Source organism: Reyranella humidisoli (assembly GCF_019039055.1).
Taxonomy (GTDB): domain Bacteria; phylum Pseudomonadota; class Alphaproteobacteria; order Reyranellales; family Reyranellaceae; genus Reyranella; species Reyranella humidisoli.
The window spans coordinates 1,095,346-1,116,474 of the sequence record NZ_JAHOPB010000001.1 but is presented as its reverse complement, the minus strand read 5'-3'; the positions used below and the strand labels follow the sequence as shown (position 1 = coordinate 1,116,474).

Annotated in this window: 18 protein-coding genes; 16 read left to right on the top strand and 2 right to left on the bottom strand. The window is 66.8% G+C overall.

Features of this window, described 5'->3' with window-relative positions; genetic code table 11:
- Positions 1–97 precede the first annotated feature (97 nt).
- A complete protein-coding gene (locus tag KQ910_RS05435) occupies positions 98–1,291 on the top strand; it encodes a M20 aminoacylase family protein (protein ID WP_216957455.1) in 1,194 nt (397 codons plus the stop codon).
- Between the two features lie 8 nt (positions 1,292–1,299).
- On the opposite strand, the gene KQ910_RS05430 is transcribed toward KQ910_RS05435, so the two are convergent.
- Positions 1,300–1,731: a hypothetical protein gene (locus tag KQ910_RS05430; RefSeq protein WP_216957454.1), complete on the bottom strand. Its 432-nt coding sequence runs from the start codon at positions 1,729–1,731 to the stop codon at positions 1,300–1,302.
- Positions 1,732–1,910: 179 nt separating this feature from the next.
- Between KQ910_RS05430 and KQ910_RS05425 the strand changes: the two genes are divergently transcribed.
- From KQ910_RS05425 to rbfA, 8 genes are all read left to right on the top strand, one after another.
- Complete coding sequence (locus KQ910_RS05425; RefSeq protein ID WP_216957453.1) at positions 1,911–3,455, top strand: acetolactate synthase large subunit; 1,545 nt, start codon at positions 1,911–1,913, stop codon at positions 3,453–3,455.
- Between the two features lie 31 nt (positions 3,456–3,486).
- Positions 3,487–4,215 (top strand): tRNA (guanosine(46)-N7)-methyltransferase TrmB, encoded by a 729-nt coding sequence (trmB, locus tag KQ910_RS05420; protein WP_216957452.1) that lies wholly within the window; start codon positions 3,487–3,489, stop codon positions 4,213–4,215.
- A gap of 132 nt (positions 4,216–4,347) precedes the next feature.
- Positions 4,348–4,713: an endonuclease domain-containing protein gene (locus KQ910_RS05415; protein WP_216957451.1), complete on the top strand. Its 366-nt coding sequence runs from the start codon at positions 4,348–4,350 to the stop codon at positions 4,711–4,713.
- Between the two features lie 224 nt (positions 4,714–4,937).
- Positions 4,938–5,447 carry a ribosome maturation factor RimP gene (gene rimP / locus KQ910_RS05410; RefSeq protein ID WP_216957450.1) on the top strand — a complete coding sequence of 170 codons (510 nt, stop codon included), beginning with the start codon at positions 4,938–4,940 and terminating at the stop codon, positions 5,445–5,447.
- 29 nt (positions 5,448–5,476) lie between these two features.
- A complete protein-coding gene (gene nusA, locus KQ910_RS05405) occupies positions 5,477–7,012 on the top strand; it encodes a transcription termination factor NusA (protein ID WP_216957449.1) in 1,536 nt (511 codons plus the stop codon).
- Between the two features lie 35 nt (positions 7,013–7,047).
- A complete protein-coding gene (locus KQ910_RS05400; RefSeq protein ID WP_216957448.1) occupies positions 7,048–7,656 on the top strand; it encodes an RNA-binding protein in 609 nt (202 codons plus the stop codon).
- Positions 7,657–7,688: 32 nt separating this feature from the next.
- Positions 7,689–10,424: a translation initiation factor IF-2 gene (gene infB, locus KQ910_RS05395; protein WP_216957447.1), complete on the top strand. Its 2,736-nt coding sequence runs from the start codon at positions 7,689–7,691 to the stop codon at positions 10,422–10,424.
- Positions 10,425–10,567: 143 nt separating this feature from the next.
- Positions 10,568–10,975: a 30S ribosome-binding factor RbfA gene (gene rbfA / locus KQ910_RS05390; RefSeq protein ID WP_216957446.1), complete on the top strand. Its 408-nt coding sequence runs from the start codon at positions 10,568–10,570 to the stop codon at positions 10,973–10,975.
- Here rbfA and KQ910_RS05385 read toward each other — a convergent pair.
- On the bottom strand, positions 10,959–13,127 hold the full coding sequence (locus tag KQ910_RS05385; protein ID WP_216957445.1) for a spermine/spermidine synthase domain-containing protein: 2,169 nt from the start codon (positions 13,125–13,127) through the stop codon (positions 10,959–10,961). The two genes, rbfA and KQ910_RS05385, sit on opposite strands and share 17 nt — an antisense overlap.
- Positions 13,128–13,151: 24 nt before the next feature.
- Here KQ910_RS05385 and truB point away from each other — a divergent pair, with 24 nt between their 5' ends.
- The 7 genes from truB to KQ910_RS05350 all read left to right on the top strand — a co-directional run bounded on the left by truB (position 13,152) and on the right by KQ910_RS05350 (position 21,126).
- Positions 13,152–14,147 (top strand): tRNA pseudouridine(55) synthase TruB, encoded by a 996-nt coding sequence (truB, locus tag KQ910_RS05380; protein ID WP_439653327.1) that lies wholly within the window; start codon positions 13,152–13,154, stop codon positions 14,145–14,147.
- Positions 14,148–14,163: 16 nt separating this feature from the next.
- Positions 14,164–14,433 carry a 30S ribosomal protein S15 gene (gene rpsO / locus KQ910_RS05375; RefSeq protein ID WP_216957444.1) on the top strand — a complete coding sequence of 90 codons (270 nt, stop codon included), beginning with the start codon at positions 14,164–14,166 and terminating at the stop codon, positions 14,431–14,433.
- Positions 14,434–14,636: 203 nt separating this feature from the next.
- Complete coding sequence (gene pnp / locus KQ910_RS05370; protein ID WP_216957443.1) at positions 14,637–16,775, top strand: polyribonucleotide nucleotidyltransferase; 2,139 nt, start codon at positions 14,637–14,639, stop codon at positions 16,773–16,775.
- A gap of 259 nt (positions 16,776–17,034) precedes the next feature.
- Positions 17,035–17,592, top strand: coding sequence for a cytochrome b/b6 domain-containing protein (locus KQ910_RS05365; RefSeq protein ID WP_229600599.1), 558 nt, complete (start codon positions 17,035–17,037; stop codon positions 17,590–17,592).
- Positions 17,593–17,664: 72 nt separating this feature from the next.
- Complete coding sequence (locus KQ910_RS05360; RefSeq protein ID WP_216957441.1) at positions 17,665–19,200, top strand: DUF1254 domain-containing protein; 1,536 nt, start codon at positions 17,665–17,667, stop codon at positions 19,198–19,200.
- A gap of 214 nt (positions 19,201–19,414) precedes the next feature.
- The gene (locus tag KQ910_RS05355) at positions 19,415–20,299 is read left to right on the top strand and encodes a Bug family tripartite tricarboxylate transporter substrate binding protein (RefSeq protein ID WP_216957440.1); all 885 of its coding nucleotides are present in this window, start codon (positions 19,415–19,417) and stop codon (positions 20,297–20,299) included.
- Positions 20,300–20,484: 185 nt separating this feature from the next.
- Positions 20,485–21,126: a dioxygenase family protein gene (locus tag KQ910_RS05350; RefSeq protein WP_216957439.1), complete on the top strand. Its 642-nt coding sequence runs from the start codon at positions 20,485–20,487 to the stop codon at positions 21,124–21,126.
- The last annotated feature ends 3 nt before the right edge of the window (positions 21,127–21,129 follow it).

Sequence of the window (21,129 nt, the reverse complement as noted above, 5' to 3'; positions counted from 1 at the left end):
AATGAGGGGGAGCGCCGAATGTGCAGGAGGCCTGCTGCGTGCACAACCGCGCGGCGAGCCGTTGTCCTTTTGAGCTGGCCGACGCTAATCTCGCGGCATGACCCGTTACACCCCCGATCTGCTCGCCGCCGACCTGGCCGATCTCACCGCCATCCGTCGCGACATCCACCGCCATCCCGAGACTGCCTTCGAGGAAGTGCGGACCGCCCAGATCGTGGCGGACAAGCTCACCTCCTGGGGCATCGAGGTGCATCGCGGCCTGGCCACCACCGGCGTCGTCGGCACGCTGAAGGGCAATCGCCCCGGGCAGAAGACGATCGGCCTGCGCGCCGACATGGACGCTCTGCATCTGCAGGAGAAGAACGACTTCGACTACGCTTCGCAGGTTCCCAACAAGATGCATGCCTGCGGCCACGACGGGCACACCACGATGCTGCTGGGCGCGGCCCGGCAGCTCGCGGCGGCGCCCGACTTCGGCGGCACCGTCCACTTCATCTTCCAGCCCGCCGAGGAAGGCCTCGGTGGCGCGCGCGTGATGATCGAGGAAGGCCTGTTCGAGAAGTTCCCGTGCGATGTGGTTTACGGCATGCACAACATGCCGGGCTTCCCGGTCGGTCACTTCGCCATCCGCACCGGCCCGATGCTCGCCTCGTCCGACAGCTGGGAAGTCGTCTTCAAGGGTACGGGCGGCCACGGCGCCATGCCCGACCGCGGCACCGACCCGACCTTCGTGGCCGCACAGTTCATCGTGGCGGTGCAGGGCATCGTCGGCCGCAACGTGCCGTCCAGCCAGGCGGCCGTGTTGAGCGTCGGCCATATCGCCGCCGGCACGCCGGGCTCGCCCAACGTGATCCCGTCGGAAGTGCTGATCCGCGGCACCGCCCGCAGCTTCTCGGCCGACGTGCGCAATCTCCTTGAGAGGCGCCTGGCCGAGGTCGCGGCCGGTATCGCGCAGGCCGGCGGCTGCGAGGCCGTCTCGAAGTACCATCGCCGCTACCCGGCGCTGGTCAATGCCGCCGAGCAGACGTCGGTCGCCGTCGAGGCGGCGGCGCTGACGGTCGGTCGCGAGAATGTCGAGGCCAACACCTCGCCGCTGGCCGGCGCGGAGGACTTCGCCTTCATGCTGGAGAAGAAGCCGGGCGCCTACATCATGATCGGCAACGGCGGCACGGGCGAGGGCGGCTGCCAGAACGTGCATTCACCGCTCTACGACTTCAACGACCGGATCCTGACGACCGGCGCGGCCTACTGGATGAACCTCGTCCAGCTCGAACTGGGCGACGCGGCCTAAAGACCGGATCAGCCGTGGTGGTCGAACGACCACCCGGCATCGGTCTGATCCCAGGTCAGTCCGTCCTGGACGTGCAGGACGACATGGCTATCGGTGCCGAAATCATAAACGGCGGCACTCTCCCGTATCGCGACGGACTCGTCCGTCGCGGGTAGCATCACACCGTCCGACAGGTCGCTGAGCACGACCAGGGCGTCTTCACCGATCGGTGGCAGGGTTTCCGCAGCGGCGCCCGGCACCCCATCGACGAAGACCGCGCCTGGCTCGCCGAAAAGGCGGTCGAGCGGCGCGCCGTAGGAAACCGGTTCGGCACCGGCTTCCGCCCAGCGCGAGGCGGGCGTCGCATAGATCGGCAGGTCGCTGCGGTCGAATTCGACGAGGTCGGTGCCGACGACGAAAATTGCGTCGGCCGAGCTGTCGGAAGGCTCCGAATGGCTCATGGGAAAGTCTTTCGTACCAAAGAATTCAAATAATGCTTCAAATGTAGCCGATAGAACGCTGAGAATAAAGCAAGAACGTTCGATTGACGGAATTCTCCTTCGTTCGCGAAGGCTTGGGTAAACGGTGCGACTGGCCTAGGGTGCCGGCCGATTCATTATTTCGGGTTTTGGGGGAGTCGATGAACGGAGCTGAAAGTCTGGTCCGCACCTTGGTGAAGGGCGGCGTCGAGGTCTGTTTCGCCAACCCCGGCACGTCGGAGATGCACTTCGTCGGCGCGCTGGATCGCGTCGAGGGCATGCGCTGCGTGCTCGGCCTGTTCGAGGGCGTCTGCTCCGGTGCGGCCGATGGCTACTACCGCATGACCGACAAGCCGGCCTCGACCCTGCTGCATCTGGGTCCCGGTCTCGCCAATGCGGCGGCCAACCTGCACAACGCCAAGAAGGCGGGCTCGGGTGTCGTCAACATCGTGGGCGAGCACGCGCTCTATCACATCAAGTACGACACGCCGCTCACCGCCGACATCGAAGGCATCGCGCGTCCCTTCTCTCATTGGGTGAAGACCTCGCCGACCTCCAAGACGGTGGCGGGCGACGGCGCGCTGGCGATCCAGGCCGCCAACGTGGCGCCGGGCCAGATCGCGACGCTGATCCTGCCGGCCGACACCGCATGGGGCGAAGCCGAGGGCGTGGCCGACACACCGGCGGCGCCGGCGGCGGAGAAGCCCAGCAAGGAGGCGGTCGTTGCCGCCGCCAAGGCGCTGAAGAAGCCGAACTCCATGCTGTTCATCGGCGGCCGGGCGCTGCGCGCGCGCGGCCTCGAACTCGCTGGCAAGATCGCCGCCAAGACCGGCTGCAAGGTGCAGGGCGCCGGCGGCACGGCGCGCATCGAGCGCGGCGCCGGCCGCATTCCGGTGCTGCGCCTGCATTTCGTGATCGAGCAGGCGCAGGCCCAGCTCAAGGGCACGCAGCAGATGGTGCTGTGCGGCGCCAAGGCGCCGTTCGCCTTCTTCGCCTATCCGGGCAAGCCGTCGGTGCTGACGCCGGATGGCTGCGAGACGACCGTCCTGTGCCCCGTCGAAGGCGATATCCTGGGCTCGCTCGAAGCGCTGGCGATGGAACTGGACGCGATGAACGAGAAGGCCGCGGGCGTTGCCCAGCCGAGCCGTCCGGAGCGTCCGACCGGCAAGTTCACGCTCGACGGCCTCGGCCAGGCGCTCGGCGCGACGATGCCGGAAGGCGCCATCGTGGTCGACGAATCGGTGACGACGGGCCGTGGCTTCTTCCCGTTCAGCGCCGGCGCCCCGCCGCACGACTGGCTGAACAACATGGGTGGCTCGATCGGCTTCGGTGCGCCCGTCGCGGTCGGCGCCGCCGTCGCCTGCCCGGATCGCAAGGTCATCTGCATGATCGGCGACGGCTCGTCGATGTACACGATCCAGTCGCTCTGGACGATGGCGCGCGAGAATCTCGACGTCTGCGTGATGATCTTCTCGAACCGCTCCTACAACATCCTCTACAGCCAGCTCGCCGATGTCGGCGCGGCCAATCCCGGCCCGCGCGCCATCGACATGCTGACCCTGGACCGGCCGACGCTGCAGTTCACGGATCTGGCCAAGGGCATGGGCGTGGCCGCCGGCAAGGCGACCAATCTGGAGGAGCTGACCAAGCAGCTCACCTACGCCATGTCGCACAAGGGTCCGTACCTCATCGACGTGATCATGTAGGGCCTCCTTCGGGGTTCACACGGAAAGCATCATGGAAGAAGCCCGCCGACGCACGCTGCATGGCCGTCGACGGGGCAAGAAACTGCGGGCCGGGCAGCAGTCGCTGCTCGACACGCTGCTGCCTCGCCTCGAAGTCGCCCTGCCGGCCGAACCGATCGTCACGCCCGACAACGAGGTGGCCGAGAGCGCCGCGAAAATCGATCTCGCGCGCCTGTTCGGCGGGACGTTGCCGGCCGATGGCGTGTGGCTGGAAGTGGGCTTCGGTGCGGGCGAGCATCTCGTCTGGCAGGCCGAGCAGCACCCCAGTGTCGGGCTGATCGGCTGCGAGCCCTACATCAACGGCGTCGCCAAGTGCCTGGCGCACATCGAACGGACCGGCGTGCCGAACGTGCGGCTGTTCACCGACGACGCCCGGTTCGTGATGCAGGCGCTGCCGCCGCAGTCGCTGTCGCGCGCCTTCGTGCTGTTTCCCGATCCGTGGCCCAAGACACGCCACCACAAGCGCCGCTTCGTGCAACGCTCCAACCTCGACATCCTGGCCCGCCTCATGAAGCCGGGCGCGGAACTGCGGGTGGCGACCGACGATCCCAGCTACCTCCCCTGGATGGTCGAGCACGCCTGCCGCCATCCCGCGTTCGAATGGCTGGCCGAAACCCCCGCCGACTGGCGCGGGCGCCCCGAAGACTGGCCCGAGACCCGCTACGAAAAGAAGATGCTCGCCGGCCACAAGCCGGTCTTCCTGCGGCTGAGGCGGCGCTAGCTGGGCTTCTCCTCATGCTTCCTCCCCATTCAAATGGGGAGGTGCCCCGCTGGGGCGGAGGGGTCAGAGAGTACTCTCCAAAGTAGTATTGTCGGACATATTTTATCCCAAATAGAGCGCCAATATTTCGGCATGCGCCGATACGCCCGAAGCCTGCGAGTAAACGCAACTGACGCCGAACGCGTCCTCTGGAGCCGCCTACGCCGCCGCCAGATCGCAGGCTTCAAGTTCCGGCGGCAGCATCAGGTGGGACTCTACATCTGCGACTTCGCCTGTCTCGATCGGATGCTCGTGGTGGAGCTCGATGGCAGCCAGCATGCGGAGAATCTGGAGTACGACCAGCGTCGTGACCGGCTTTTGAGATCGGCGGGATTCGAGGTGCTGCGTTTCTGGAACAACGACGTGTTGGGGAGCATCGAAGGGGTGCTCGATACGATATATGCGGCGCTTGATCGGAGTTTTGACCCCTCCGCCCCTGCGGGGCACCTCCCCATTTGAATGGGGAGGAGCAGTAGCGCTTCATCCTACACTATATATAGAGGGTAGGTCAGGTCCCGCCATAGGGGGTGCGGAATCCCTTGCCAGTTGAGGGGCGGAAGCCTATATCCGCGCCATCCTCATCGGGTTCACGGGATGAACCAAAGAAAAAGAGTGGGCCGCAAACCCGCTCTTTTCATTTGGCTACACCCCAACGGCCCAAGACGTCGAGAAGCAAAGCCCGCGTGACCGATCTGCTGCGTCGCATCGAAGACATCATCGCCCCGACCATCGTCGGCATGGGGTTCGAGGTCGTTCGCGTTGCCTTGAGCAAGGGCGGGACCCTGCAGATCATGATCGAACCTGCCGATGGCCGAACGCTCGACGTCGAGGATTGCGCGACCGTGTCGCGTGCGGTGTCGGCGGTGCTGGACGTCGAGGACCCCATCGCGGGGGCCTACACGCTGGAGGTGAGTTCGCCCGGGATCGACCGGCCGCTCACCCGGCCGAAGGATTATGCACGCTGGGCGGGACATCTCGCCCGCATCGAGACCGCGCTACCGGTCGAGGGACGGCGGCGCTTCAAGGGAACGCTGCTCGGGCTCGACGGCGACCTGGTGCGCCTGAAGCTCGACGACGGCAAGGAAGCCGCGGTGCCGCTCGAGGCGGTGACGCGCGCCAAGCTCGAACTGACGGACCGTCTGATCGAAGAACACCGTCTGGCCGCCGAGGGCGCGGCCGGGCAGACCCACTGAACGGACTGGCTAGAGAAGAGGGAAGAAACATGGCGACGACAGCCGATATCCCGCGCCTTGAGATGCTTCAGGTGGCCGACATGGTCGCCCGCGAGAAGGGCATCGAACGCGAGGAAGTGCTCGAGGCGATGGAGCAGGCCATCCAGAAGTCCGGTCGCGCCAAGTACGGGCTGGAGCACGACATCCGCGCCGAGATCGACCGCAAGACCGGCGAGATCAAGCTGCTGCGCTACATGCAGGTCGCCGATCCGATCGAGAACGAGAACATCCAGGTCTCGGTGGTCGAGGCCCAGCGCCGCAATCCCGAGGCCCAGGTCGGCGACTTCCTGACCGACGAGCTGCCGCCGATCGACTTCGGTCGCGTCGCCGCGCAGACCGCCAAGCAGGTAATCACGCAGCGCATGCGCGAGAGCGAGCGCAAGCGCCAGTACGAGGAATTCAAGGATCGTATCGGCGAGATCGTGTCGGGCGTGGTCAAGCGCGTCGACTACGGCAACATCACCGTCGACCTGCAGCGCGCCGAGGGCGTGATCCGTCGCGACGAGACGATCCCGCGCGAATCGCTGCGCGTAAACGACCGCGTGCGCGCCTACATCTTCGACGTGCGCGAGGAGCCGCGCGGCCCGCAGATCTTCCTCTCGCGCAGCCATCCGCAGTTCATGGCCAAGCTGTTCACGCAGGAAGTGCCCGAGATCTACGACAACATCATCGAGATCAAGGCGGTCGCCCGCGACCCGGGCAGCCGCGCCAAGATCGCGGTGCTGAGCCACGACAGCTCGATCGATCCGATCGGCGCCTGCGTCGGCATGCGCGGCAGCCGCGTCCAGGCCGTCGTGCAGGAGCTGCAGGGTGAGAAGGTCGACATCATCCCGTGGTCGAACGACACCGCGAACTTCATCGTCAACGCGCTGGCGCCGGCCGAGGTCAGCAAGGTGCTGATGGACGAGGAGAAGAACAAGACCGAGGTCGTGGTTCCCGACGACCAGCTCAGCCTCGCGATCGGCCGTCGCGGCCAGAACGTGAAGCTGGCCTCCCAGCTCACCGGCTGGGAAATCGACATCATGACCGAGACCGAGGAGAGCGAGCGCCGCCAGAAGGACACGCGCGAGCGCACCGAGCTGTTCAAGGCCACGCTCGACGTCGACGATGTCATCGCCCATCTGCTGGTCGCCGAGGGTTATGCCACGGTCGAGGACATCTCCGACTCGGCGGTCGAGGATCTGGCCGGCGTCGAGGGCTTCGACGAGGAGATCGCCACCGAGCTGCAGCGGCGCGGCCGCGAGTATCTCGAGAAGCGCGATGCCGAGCTGGCCGAGCGCCTGGCGTCGCTGGGCGTCGCCGAGGACGTGGTCAATGCCGAGGGTCTGACCCTGGCGATGGTGGTGGCGCTGGGCGAGGCGGGCGTGAAGACGCTCGACGACCTGGCTGACCTCGCTTCGGACGAGCTGCGCGAGATCGTCGGGGAAAGCACGATCGACAACGACGCCGCCAACGCCATCATCATGAAGGCGCGCGAGCACTGGTTCGCCGACGAGGCCGCTCCGGCCGACGAAGCGAAGGTCTGAGCGGAGGAACGGCGCCTTTGACTCTTGCCCTTGCCATGACGGAACCCCATCTCACGGTGCTCCCCGCCGGCCCGATGCGCACCTGCATCGTGACTGGCGAGGAAGGCGCGCCGGAGAAGATGATCCGGTTCGTCGTGGGTCCCGAGGGCGATGTCGTGCCCGACCTGGCGCGACAGCTTCCGGGACGCGGGATGTGGGTGCGGGCCGAGCGTGCGGCGCTCGAGCGGGCGGTCGAGAAGAAGCTGTTCTCGAAGGCCGCGCGGGCGCCGGTGAAGGCATCCGCCGAGCTGGTGGAGCGGGTCGAGCGATTGTTGCTCGAAAGGGTCCTGGCCGATCTGGGACGGGCGCGCCGCGCGGGCCGCGCGGTGGCGGGCTTCGTCAAGGTCGAGCAGATGATCGGTCGCGGGCAGGCGGGGCTCCTCGTCGTCGCCGACGAGGCCGATGGAGACGGATTGCACAAGCTGCAGGCGACGGGCCTGCCGCTGGAGAAGCTGGGCGACGCGGTCGCGCTCGGCGGAATTTTCGGCCGCGAACAGGCGGTTTACGTGGCGATCGCCCGCGATGATGCGGGCGGCGCCTTCATTGAACGAATTTCTGTCGGAGCGTCGCGATGGCGCGGCTTCCGGCTGAACGGCGCCGGTTGACGGGCCGGGGCGGACCAAGGACAACAGCCGACATGACGGAACAGAACGAACAGAACAAGACGACCAAGCCGCTGACCCTCTCGACGACGCGCACGGGCGCGGCGTCGAAGGCTGACGCGACGCAGGTGCGGCAGAAATTCTCGCACGGGCGTACGCGCGCGGTCACGGTCGAGGTCAAGAAGCCGGTGAAGCGCGCCGGAGTGGCGGCGGCTCCAACGGCTGCGCCTGCTCCTGTGGCGCCGGCACCGGCTCCCGAGCCTCCCAAGCCTGCCGCGGCGCCTGCCGGGCGGACGATGAAGCTTGGTGGCAGCAGCGCGCCGGCTCCTTCCGGCAATCGTGGCGCCGGACCGATCCGGCCGGCCGGATCGCAGGGCGGTCGGGGCATCGTGCTGCGCACCCTCACCGAGGAAGAGAAGGAAGCGCGCGCGCGCGCTCTGGTCGACGCCAACCGCGATGCCGAAGTCGCGCGCAAGCGCGCCGCCGAGGAAGCTGCCCGTCGCGCCATCGAGGACGAGGCGCGCCAGAAGGCCGACGAGGAGCATCGCAAGCGCCTCGCCGAGGAAGATGCGCGCAAGAAGATCGAGGAAGAGGTCAAGCGCAAGGCCGACGCGTTGGTGCAGAAGCGCCTCGATCAGGCCTCCACGGCCGCGCCGCAGACCACGATCGCGCGGCAGGCCAGTGAGATCGTGCCACGTCCGGCGCCGGCGCCCGCCGCTCCGGCTCCTGGCGCAACGGCCCCGGGCGCGCCGATCCGCCGCCCGGCCGCTCCCTCCACCAGCGACGCGGTGCGCCGTCCGCTGCCGCCGATGCGGTCGACGATTGCCAAGCGCCTGCCGCAGCCGACGGGTGCGCGGCGCGAGGCGCCCAAGCGCCGCAACGACAAGGTCGACGTCGGCCGTGCGGTCGAGGGCGAGAACGATTTCCGCAGCCGGTCGGTGGCGCAGCAGCGCCGCCGCCTGGAGCGCGAGCGCCGCCAGCAGTTCGGCAGCGAGCCGCAGCAGAAGGTCTATCGCGAAGTCACAATCCCTGAGTCGATCACCGTCCAGGATCTCGCGGTGCGCATGTCCGAGCGCGGCGCCGACGTCATCAAGACGCTGATGCGCATGGGCGTGATGGCGACCATCAACCAGGCGATCGACGCCGACACGGCCGAGCTCGTCGTGACGGAAATGGGTCACCGCTACAAGCGCGTCGCCGAAGGCGACGTCGAGACCGGCCTGGCCGATATTCCCGATACCGACGATGAGCTGTTTCCGCGTCCGCCCGTCGTCACGATCATGGGTCACGTCGACCACGGCAAGACCTCGCTGCTCGACGCCTTGCGCGCCACCGACGTGGCGGCGCACGAGGCCGGCGGCATCACCCAGCATATCGGCGCCTACCAGGTGACCCTGCCGTCCAAGCAGAAGATCACCTTCCTCGACACGCCGGGCCACGAGGCGTTCACCGCCATGCGCGCCCGCGGCGCCAAGGTGACGGACATCGTCGTGCTGGTGGTCGCCGGCGACGACGGCGTCATGCCGCAGACCAAGGAAGCGATCGCCCATGCCAAGGCGGCCGGCGTGCCGCTGATCGTGGCCATCAACAAGATGGACAAGCCGGGCTCGGATGCGAGCCGGGTGCAGAACGAACTGCTGCGCGAGGAGATCCAGGTCGAGGCGCTGGGCGGCGACGTCCAGTCGATCGAGGTCTCGGCCACCAAGCGGATGAACCTCGACAAGCTCGAGGAAGCCATCCTGCTGCAGGCCGAGGTTCTCGAACTCAAGGCCAATCCCGACCGTGACGCCGATGGCGTCGTGATCGAAGCCAAGCTCGATCCGGGCCGTGGCTCGGTCGCGACGGTGCTGGTCCAGCGTGGCACGCTGATGGTCGGCGACATCCTCGTCGCCGGCTCGGTGTGGGGCCGCGTGCGTCGCCTCGTCGACGATCGCGGACAGGCGGTAGAAGATGCGGGCCCGGCCTTCCCGGTCGAGGTCCTGGGTCTTTCCGGCACGCCGCAGGCGGGCGACGAGTTCCATGTGGTCGAGAGCGAGGCGCGTGCGCGCGAGATCTCCGACTTCCGCGCCCGTCGCGATCGCCAGCTCGAACTGGCCCGCGCCGCGGGCGGTCGCGGCACGCTCGAGGAGATGATCAAGGGCATCCGCGAGGGCACCGCCAAGGAACTGCCGGTGCTCATCAAGGCGGACGTGCAGGGCTCGGCGGAAGCGCTGGCCGGCGCGCTGTCGCGGCTCGGCACCGAGAAGGTCATCACGCGCGTCGTCTACAGCGGCGTCGGTGGCATCAGCGAAGCCGACATGACGCTGGCCAAGGCGTCGGGCGCGCTGATCATCGGCTTCAACGTGCGTGCGAACCCGCAGGCGCGCGAGATCGCCAAGCGCGACAAGGTCGACATCCGCTACTACTCGATCATCTACAAGGTGACCGAGGACATGCAGGCCCTGATGGTCGGCCTTCTCGACCCGACCTACAAGGAAACGCTGGTCGGCAACGCGCAGATCCGCGAGGTCTTCAAGGTCACCAAGTCCGGCAACGTCGCCGGCTGTATGGTCACCGACGGCAAGGTCACGCGTGGCAACAAGGTTCGCCTGTTGCGCGACAACATCGTGATCCACGAGGGCACGCTGAAGAGCCTGCGCCGCTTCAAGGACGAAGTGAAGGAAGTGCAGCATGGTTTCGAATGCGGCATGGCCTTCGAGAACTACGAGGACATGAAGGTCGGCGACGTCGTCGAATGCTTCGACGTCGAGCAGGTTCAGGCGACCCTGTAGTAAATTTCCTCCCCCGTCCGCGGGGGAGGCGGCGCCTGGCGGCTTGTAACCAAGCCGCGAGGCGACGGAGGGGTCAGGACCCCTCCGCCCGCTCCGCAGGCACCTCCCCATTTGAATGGGGAGGCAAAGATTAAGAGGAACACATGTCGCGGCGTCGCTCGTCCGACAAGGAACATCGCGCCCCCGGCCAGCGCCAGCTGCGCGTCGGCGAAGAGATCCGCCATCTGCTGGCCGATCTCCTCGAGCGCGGCAACATGCGCGATCCCGATCTGCGCGACGCCACGATCACCGTGACGTCGGTCGACGTCAGCCCCGACCTGCGCAACGCCACGGCCTACGTGATGCCGCTGGGCGGCGGCGACCAGGAACGGCTGCTCGGTGCGCTGCGCCGGGCGGCGCCGTGGTTCCGCGGCCGGGTCAGCGAGAAAGCGGGCCTGCGCAGCGCTCCCGACATCCGTTTCGCGATCGATCGCACCTTCGACGAGGCCGACAAGATCGGCGCGCTCCTGCGCCGGCCCGACGTCGCGCGCGACATCAAGGACGACGATTGAGGTAGTACTCGTCGCGCGGAAAGAAATCCGTATTGGGCGACGGCGCCGGAACGGTCCTGCCGTCGTTCAGGACCTCGATCTTCTTGTCCGCGAACCACTTCGCCAGTTCGGCCTTGTCGATGCGTGCCTTCGCGAAATGGGCCGAGACGTCGGGCTGCGCCAGTAGCGCCGCGATCTTCTCCCGCCTGTAGGGGATGGGCCGGTCGCTGCCCAGCAGCGCCGGGTGGACCATGGTGACGTAGGGAAAGACCGAGCGGAACGTCTCGACGGAGCGTTCCGTCGGCGCCCATTGCACGTAGATGCCGCCGGGCGCCAGCTTCGTCCTCACCTGCTCGAAGAACTCGCGGCTGTTCAGCAGCCCCGACAGGGCGGTCTTGGGCAGGATGGCATCCGCCTCGATCACGTCGTAGCGCACCGGATCGAGCGCCAGCGAATGGCGGCCGTCGGCGACCGTCACGTCGAAGCGCTTGCCCGACAGCAGCTCGTCGACGCCCGACTTGCCGTCAGAAGCGGTGTAGGTCTTCAGCGTCTCGATCACCGGCGCCACGATCTCGATCACCTTCACTTTTTCGGTCGCGGGATTGAGTCCCGCTGCGTAGGGCGTGCCGCCGGTGCCGGAGCCGATCACCAGCACGCGCTTGGGCGCGTCGTGGGTCAGCGGGCCGATGGCGCCCAGATAGGCGTGGACCGTGTCGAAGGGCAGGCGGCTCTGCGAATGGCCCTGGATGTACAGGCGGCCATCGTCCTTGCCCGACATCTTGAGCAGGCTGAGGCCGGTCTTGTCTTCGGCGACGATGGCCTTCTCGTCGGTGAGACCGTGCAGGCGCCGCCAGAAGGCCTCGCCGCCGGGAAACAGCGCCAGTCCCGCGACAAGCACGGCGGCGGGGACATAGGCCCAGCGCGTGGCGCGTGGTCCCGCAAACTGCAGGAGGGAAAAGGCGAGGCCGATCGCGACCAGCAGCTTCAGCGTGCCAGCCGTCCCCGCGAGGTCGAGCAGCAGCAGGCCGGCCACCAGGCTTCCCATGCTGTTGCCGACGATGTTGGCGAGCTGCACCAGGCCGACGCGGCTGCCCAGCCGGTCGAGGTCGCGCTGCACGGCCTTCTGCACCACCGGGAACGAGAAGCCCATGATGAACGAGGCCGGCAGTACGACGATCGCGAGCAGCAGCAGGATCAACGCCGGGTTGGCGGTGTTCGGCCCCATGATGTCGTGATCGACGAACGTCGCGGGCAGGATCCCGGCGCCGATACCGAAATAGACGAACCAGGCGCCGGCCAGTGCCAGCGCCGTTGCGATGCCCTGCATCAGGAAGAAGAAGCGGCGCGGATCGGCGATGCGGTCGATGACGCGCGCGCCCACGAGGAGACCGGCCGCGTCGCCCAGCAGGAACACGGTCAGCACCAGCGAGAAGCTGTAGCCGTTCGATTGCAGCAGAACGCCGATCAGCCGGTACCAGACGATCTGCAGCGCCACGATCAGGAAGCCGCTGACGAACACCAGCAGCGCCCAGCGCCAGACCACGCCGTCCGCCGTTTCGGAGGCCATCGTCTTCTGCGCGGGGCGGGCCGCTTCCATGTCGAGGCCGCGCGCCAGCAGCAGGCCGCCACCCGCGACGATGAGATTGATCAACGCCCCGAGATAGACGGCCTTGTCGAAGCCGACCGTGCCGATCAGGTACCAGCCGCCGAAGAAGGCGCCGACGCCCGCCCCCAGCGTGTTGAGGCCGTAGAGCCATCCGATGAGTTGCGCGGAGCCCGCGATCTGGCTCACGACCGCCTTGGACAGGAACGGCAGCGAGCAGCCCATCAGGAAGGTCGGCCATAGCAGGCCTGCGAACACGATGGCGAAGATCACGCCGCGCGACTCAGCAAGTGGCAGCAGGCCGCGATAGATCACGTCATAGTAGAGCCATGGGCTCAGCACCGCGAAGACTGCGATGCCGACCTCGCAGATCGCGAAGGCGATCAGCGCCGCGCGGCGCGACAGGCGGTCGGCGTAGAGACCGGCGGCGAGGCTGCCGATGCCGAGACCCAGCAGGAAGGCCCCGACGACCAGGGCGGCGGCGATCGTGTCGGCGCCGGCGAACAGGCCGAGCAGCCTGTGCCAGGCCGTCTGGTAGATGAGGGCTGCAGCGCCCGACAGAAAGAACAATCCGAAAAGTATCGTTTGCCGGATGTGATCCGACTGCCGCCTCAAATTCATGCTTGCAGCCTGCCTGAACCAATGGCTGGCGCGCAACAACTTGCGGGCTTAAACCCCTCCGCCATGGCGCGAAGAAAAAAGGGCGAGAAGGTCGACGGGTGGATCGTGCTCGACAAGCCTGTCGGTCTCGGTTCGACACCGGCGGTGAGCCGCGTGCGGCGGCTGTTCGGCGCCCAGAAGGCCGGGCATGGCGGCACGCTGGATCCACTGGCCAGCGGCATCCTGCCGATCGCGCTCGGCGAGGCGACCAAGACGGTGCCGTTCATCATGGACGGGCGGAAGGAATACCGCTTCACCCTGCGGTTCGGTGAAGCCCGCTCGACCGAAGATGCCGAGGGCGAGGTAACGGCGACCAGCGACGCCCGGCCGACCGACGATGCACTTCGCGCGGCACTCCCGGCCTTCGTGGGCGAGATCGAGCAGATGCCGCCGGCCTTCTCGGCGCTGAAAATCGATGGAAAGCGTGCCTACGACCTCGCCCGAGCCGGTGAGACAGTCCAACTGAAGCCGCGCCAGGTCCTGATCGAGCGGCTGGAGATGGTCGGCCGGCCTGACAGGGACCACGCAGATTTTGTGGTCGGCTGCGGCAAGGGCACCTATATCCGGTCTCTCGGCCGCGATCTGGCAAAGGCGGTGGGGACCGTCGGACACCTGTCGGCGCTGCGCCGGACGGTCGTGGGACCCTTCCGCGAGGAGGGGGCCATTTCGCTTTCCAAACTGGAGGCCCTCGGGCATATTCCCGCGCTCTTCGGGGCCTTGGCTCCCGTTGCGACCGCGCTGGACGACATCCCGGCGCTGGCCATGACGGAGGCACAAGCGGACCGGTTGCGCCAAGGCCAGCCTGTTCTCTTGACCCGGGACGCACCTCCGTCCGGCGCACTTGTTCGCGCCGAGGTCGGCAGCAGGCTCGTGGCGCTGGTCCGTTCGGACGGCGTCGCTCTCCAGCCGGTGCGCGTGTTCAACCTTTAGTTTCAGGAGATGACCGATGTCGATTACAGCCGACCGCAAGGCGGAGCTGATCAAGGCGTATGCCCAGATCGAAGGCGACACGGGTTCGCCGGAAGTCCAGGTCGCGATCCTCAGCGAGCGTATTTCCAACCTCACCGAGCACTTCAAGGGCCACGCGAAGGACCACCATTCGCGCCGCGGTCTGCTGAAGATGGTTGGCCAGCGCCGCCGCCTGCTCGACTACCTCAAGTCGCGAGACACCAAGCGCTACGCCACGTTGATCGAGCGTCTGGGTCTGCGTCGCTGACCCTTCGGCCCCATCCTTGCGATGGGGCCTTTTCGCGTCGCGTCGTGCGGTCCCCGTGAGTTCGGCCGCCTGACGCGACATCGCAGTAACCGGGAAGGCAGGGGCGAGAGCAAACGCCTGTCCCGGTCCTGCCGGCGCAAGGGCGCCGGTGGGCGGTCGCCGCCAAACGGGGGCAGTCGACCGTGATGGAAAGGATGAATGAGATGTTTGAAGTTTTTCGCAAGGAAATCGACTGGGCCGGGCGCAAGCTCGTGCTGGAGACCGGCAAGATCGCGCGCCAGGCCGACGGCGCCGTCATGGCGAGCTACGGCGGCACCACGGTGCTGGCTGCCGTCGTGTTCGAGAAGAAGCCGAAGCCCGGCCTCGATTTCTTCCCGCTGACCGTGAACTACCAGGAGAAGGCTTTCGCAGCGGGCAAGATCCCCGGCGGCTTCTTCAAGCGTGAGGGCCGTCCCAGCGAGAAGGAAATCCTCACCTCGCGCCTGATCGACCGCCCGATCCGCCCGCTGTTCCACGAGAGCTATCGCAACGAGACGCTGGTCGTCGTCACGACGCTCGCCCACGATCTCGAGAACGATCCCGACATCCTGGCGATGGTGGCCACGTCGGCCGCGCTCACGATCTCCGGCGTGCCCTTCATGGGCCCGATCGGCGCGGCGCGCGTCGGCTATGTCGACGGCCAGTACGTCGTCAACCCGACCAAGGTGCAGCTCGAGAAGAGCACGCTCGACCTCGTCGTCGCCGGCACCAAGGAAGGCGTGCTGATGGTCGAGTCGGAAGCCAAGGAGCTTTCCGAGGACGTGATGCTGGGTGCCGTCATGGAGGCCCATCGCTCGTTCCAGCCGGTGATCGACGCGATCATCCAGCTCGCCGAGCATTGCGCCAAGGAGCCGCTGCCGCTCACCGATCCGTCGGAAGCGTCGAAGACGGTGGCTGCCAAGCTCACGGCGGAAATGCGGGCTAAGCTGGTCGAGGCGTTCGCCGAGACCCAGAAGCAGGCCCGCCAGGCCAAGATCGGCGCGGTGAAGGCCGAGGCCAAGAAGCTGTTCGAGGGCGACGAGGCCGCACTGGCCGCGTTCGGCGAGCAGTTCGGCAACCTCGAGGCCGACGTGGTGCGTACAGCCATCCTCGACACCGGCAAGCGCATCGACGGCCGCGACACCAAGACCGTCCGTCCGATCGTGGCCGAGGTCGGCATCCTGCCGCGCGCCCACGGCTCGTCGCTGTTCACCCGCGGCGAAACGCAGGCGCTGGTCGTGGCCACGCTCGGCACCGGCCAGGACGAGCAGATCATCGACGCGCTCGAGGGCGAGTACCGCGAGCACTTCATGCTGCACTACAACTTCCCTCCGTACTCGGTGGGTGAAGTCCGGCGCATGGGCTCGCCCGGCCGCCGCGAGATCGGCCACGGCAAGCTCGCCTTCCGCGCGCTGCGTCCGATGCTGCCGTCCAAGGAGAAGTTCCCGTACACGATCCGCATCGTGTCGGAGATCACCGAGTCGAACGGTTCCTCGTCGATGGCCTCGGTCTGCGGCGGCTCGCTGTCGCTGATGGACGCCGGCGTGCCGATGGAACGTCCGGTGGCCGGTATCGCCATGGGCCTGATCAAGGAAGGCGAGCGCTTCGCCGTCCTGTCGGACATCCTGGGCGACGAGGATCACCTCGGCGACATGGACTTCAAGGTGGCCGGTACCGAGAAGGGCATCACCTCGCTGCAGATGGACATCAAGATCACCTCGATCACCGAGGAGATCATGAAGGTCGCTCTGGGCCAGGCGAAGGACGGCCGCATCCACATCCTCGGCGAAATGGCCAAGGGTCTGGGCGGTGCGCGTGACGGCGTCGCGGCGACCGCGCCGCGCATCACGCAGTTCACGATCCCCAAGGACAAGATCCGCGAAGTGATCGGCACGGGCGGCAAGGTGATCCGCGAGATCACCGAGCAGACCGGCACCAAGATCGACATCGAGGACGACGGCACGATCAAGGTCGCGGCGGTGGATGCCACGGCCGGCCAGCGCGCCATCGACTGGATCAAGGGCATCGTGGCCGAGCCGGAAGTCGGCGTGATCTACACCGGCAAGGTCGTGAAGACCGTCGAGTTCGGCGCCTTCGTGAACTTCCTCGGTGCGCGCGACGGCCTCGTGCACATCTCGGAACTGGCGCCGCGCCGCGTCGCCAAGGTGAACGACGTGGTGAAGGAAGGCGACCAGGTGAAGGTCAAGGTCCTGGGCGTCGACGACCGCGGCAAGGTCCGCCTCTCGATGAAGGCGGTCGACCAGGAGACGGGCGAGGACATCTCGAACAAGCCGGTCGACGAAGCTCCCGCTGCCGGCGCGTAGTCGTCACTCGATCGATAACGGAAACGGCGGCCCACGGGCCGCCGTTTTTGTTTGTCGCGGTCTCAAGCGTCATCCAACGGGCTCGGGGTCTGGCCCAAACTGCCTGAGGGTGGAACCTGATCCGTGTCCGTTCGTTGTCGGACGTCATAGGCGATTGGCATTCGTCGACCGGCGAAGCCCATCCAAGCTCTACGCCTCCGGCGGCGCGAAGCACCCAAGGCTTGTCTCGCAATGCCACGGAGTGCGTCCTGTGTCGGTCATGCATCGCCTTCGCGCTTACCACGCTCTATTGGTCGTTCTTGCCGTCGCCGCTTATGCCACGGGCGAAACGGGCCTTGTTCATGCGTGGCTGGGCTATGTGGTTTCCGCGGTGCTGATCGGGCGGGTGCTGTGGTCCCTGACGGGCGCGCCTCAACTGGGATTGATGCGGTTCTATCCTCAGTTCGCCGGTCTGAAACTCGGCAGCGCCATGACCCATCCAGCCATCAGTCGGACGCTTCTTCTCGGCATCGGCATGTCCCTGATCGGGGTGTCCGCAACAGGCATCGCCCTAGATCGTGGCCGGTCGGTGGGCTTGGGCGCTGAAAGCGCCGTTGCGGTGCCTGGCGCCAAAGGGCCGACGGAAAAGCAGGTCGAAGCCGCGACCTCGCCGAAGGACAACAGGAAGCACGAAGAGTCGGAAGGCCCCCTGTCGGAGGTGCACGAGTTCCTCGCGAACCTCCTGGCAGGTCTCGTTTCCCTACACGTTGCCTATCTGCTGCTGTTCAAGTGGCCTCTCGCACGCTTCATGCTTTTCCTGGATGGCGCGAAGCGGTAGATCACCCGTCAATCTCGATGGCGGCAGCTTGCTTCGTCTGGTGTGCGGCCCGACTATTTCTTGGATGGGGCCATGAAGATCTCGCGACGTTTGCTGACGAACCTCCTGTGCGTGATTTTCCTGTCGAGCGCGTTTCAAAGTCAGGCCCAGCCCCTGACCGGGACGCCGGCGCCCCCGGCCTTCAAGTTCACTACGCCGATGCCGCCCGGCGTGGTCGTGCCCGACAGCGTCGATACGCGCCTCGGGACGTTGCGCTTTCAGGGCGGCGTGCCGGACCAGGCCAGCACCGACAGGATCTACGACAATCTCGACTTCCAGCGCGCGGTGCAGGCCTATCTGCTCGCCCTTCCGGTGGTCAACCAGATGGCCAACCGCGCAGCCATCCTCGCGATGGGCCCGGCGAATACCACCGTGCCGATCTGGGAGCAGCTGGTCGACTCCCGCACCGTCGAACTGACGGCCAACGACAACACGCCCTACACGTGGTTCTGGATCGACCTGCGCAAGGGTCCGCTGGTGGTCGAGGCGCCGCCCAAGGTTCTCGGCACGGTCAACGACATCTGGTACCGCTGGGCCGGCGATATCGGCTTCACCGGGCCGGACCGTGGCGAGGGTGGCAAGTACATCGTCCTGCCGCCCGGCTACACGGGCGACGTGCCGCCGGGATATCACGTGATCCGTCCGGGCAGCCTCAGCGTCTGGATCGTCTGGCGCAGCTTCGTCGTCGACGGCAGTCCGGCGCCGGGCGTGGAACTCGTGAAGAAGGTGACGAAGGTCTATCCGCTCGGACAGTCCGCCACGCCGCCGGCGATGAACTTCGTCGACATGTCGGGCAAGCCCTTCAACATGGTGGGCCCCGGGGACTTCCGCTTCTGGGAGCTGCTGAACGCGGCCGTGCAGAACGAACCGACCGAATCGCTCGATCTCACGACGCTCGGATTCTGGGCGTCGATCGGCATCCAGAAGGGCAAGCCCTTCGCGCCCGACGAGCGGATGAAGAAGATCCTCGCCGAAGCGGCCGCCGTGGGCGATGCGACGGGCCGGACGATCTTCTACCGGAACCGCGAGAAGGAGGCGTTGTTCTTCGACAACCGGAAATGGAAGCGCCCGTTCATCGGCGGCTACAAGTTCGAGTGGCAACCCGGCGTGGCCAACCTCACCGGCAGCGCGATGTATTTCTTCGCGGCCACCGGCGTCACGCCGGCGATGGACACGCAGGTCGTGGGCGAGGGCTCGACCTATCCGTGGACGGCGACCGACTCGGACAACAACCCGCTCGACGGCGGCAAGAGCTACAGGCTGCGCCTTCCGCCACGCGTGCCGGTCAAGACATTCTGGTCGGTGATCGTATACGACGCCCAGACCCGCTCGATGCTGCAGACCGATGCGCAGTTCCCGAGCGTGAGCAGCCAGAACAAGGCGGTGCAATCCAACCCCGACGGCTCCGTGGATGTGTATTTCGGCCCCAAGGCGCCACAGGGCCGCGAGAGCAACTGGATCCAGACGGTTCCCGGCAAGTCGTGGTTCACCATCCTGCGCCTGTATGGCCCGCTGGAGCCCTGGTTCAAGCAGGAGTGGCGACCGGACGACATCGTCCTGCAGCCGTGAGGAGGCGCGCGGGCGCGTTCGAACGACAGGCACCGCGTCCCCCACGGGAGTCGACTTCGTCAGGGCGCCTCGTCTAGCGTGCGGCCCGACTATTGCTTTTGGTGGGGCCATGAAGATCTCGCGACGTCTGTTGACCAACCTTCTCTGCGCGGCACCCCTGACGGCTGGGTTTCGAGCGCATGCCCAGTCACCAGGCGACTGGCCGTCCAGGCCGGTGCGGTTCCTCGTACCCTGGCCGGCGGGCGGCCTGAACGACGTGATCGCCCGGTCGTTCAACGACAAGGTGTCGGCGGCGCTGGGCAAGACGGTGATCACCGACTTCAAGGCGGGGGCGGCCGGCCGCATCGGCGTCACCGAGATCGCCAAGGCCAAGCCCGACGGCTACACGATCGGGATGGGCAATCTCGGGCCCCTCACGATCTTCCCGTCGCTGTACAAGCAGATGCCGTACAGCGTGAAGGACGACCTGATCCCGATCACCATGTTCGCGGCCTCGCCGCTGGTGCTGGTCGTCTCGGGAGACTCGGCCATCAAGACGGTGAAGGACCTGATCGATGCGGCGAAGGCCAGGCCCGGCGTTCTCAATTACGCCTCGGTCGGGCCGGGCAGCCCGGCACACCTCTCCTTCGAGATCCTGAAGAAGCGAACCGCCATCGACCTCCTGCATGTTCCCTTCAAGGGGACCAACGAATCTCTGCCGGCGATGTTCGCGGGCGACATCCACGCGATGTTCGACACGCTGCCGCTGGCTTTGCCGCACATAAAGGCGGGCAAGCTGCGCGCGCTCGCGGTGACGACCTTGCAGCGCGTGCCGCAGCTTCCCGACGTGCCGACGCTGAAGGAGCTGGGGCTCGTCGAAGACGAGGTGGTGACATGGTACGCCGTGATCGCGCCCGCCGGCACGCCGCAGCCGATCATCGACCGGCTGTACAAGGAATACACCGCCGCCGCCGGCACGCCCGACGTTCAGAAGATGCTGACGGATAACGGCCTGATCTACCTGCCCAACACGATGGCGCAGTTCCAGGCGCGTATCGTCGATGAAACCGCACGCTGGGCGCAGCTCATCAAGGAAAACAATCTCCAGCTGGATCAGTAGGCATCGAGCCTTTCCAACAAAGACCTCACCCTGAGGAGCGAACCTGGTGAGCGTCTCGAAGGGTGGGCACGAGCACCAAGTCTGTTGCCCATCCTTCGAGACGGCTGCTGCGCAGCCTCCTCAGGATGAGGAGCTATGGTTAGCGGCGGCCTTCGGGCCGCCTTTATGTTTGCGTACCTGTCGGCATGACCCGCTTTCCGCTCCTCGCCCGCCGCACCGTCCTCGCCGGTGCGGGACTGGCCCTGTTGCCGCTGGCACCGTCGTTTGCCGCCGGCCTCGTCGCGACGCCCGCCCAGACCGAAGGGCCGTTCTATCCGGCGGGTTTTCCCGCCGACATGGACGGCGATCTCGTGCAGGTGCGCGGGCAGGCGGCCCAGGCGATGGGGCAGGTGCTGCATCTGCAGGGCCGCGTGATCGACCTGGCCGGCGCCGCGCGCGGGGGCGCGATGGTCGAGATCTGGCAATGCGACGCGCAGGGCATTTACGACCATCCGCGCCAGTCCGGTCGCGACAAGCGCGACGCGGCGTTCCAGGGCTACGGCCGCATGCTGGTCGATGCCGGCGGCCGCTACAGCTTCCGCACCCTGAAGCCGGTCGCCTATCCCGGCCGCACGCCGCACATTCATCTCAAGGTGGCGACCGCCGACGGGCGGATGCTGACCAGCCAGTTCTATGTCGCGGGCGACCCGCAGAACGAACGCGACGGCATTTTCAGGAGCGCGATCCGCACGCCCGGACAGCGCGAGCGCATCGAGATGAGGCTGGAACCGGCGTCGGGCCTGGAGCCTGGCGCGATGGCAACCACGATGGATATCGTGATCGGCTGAAGC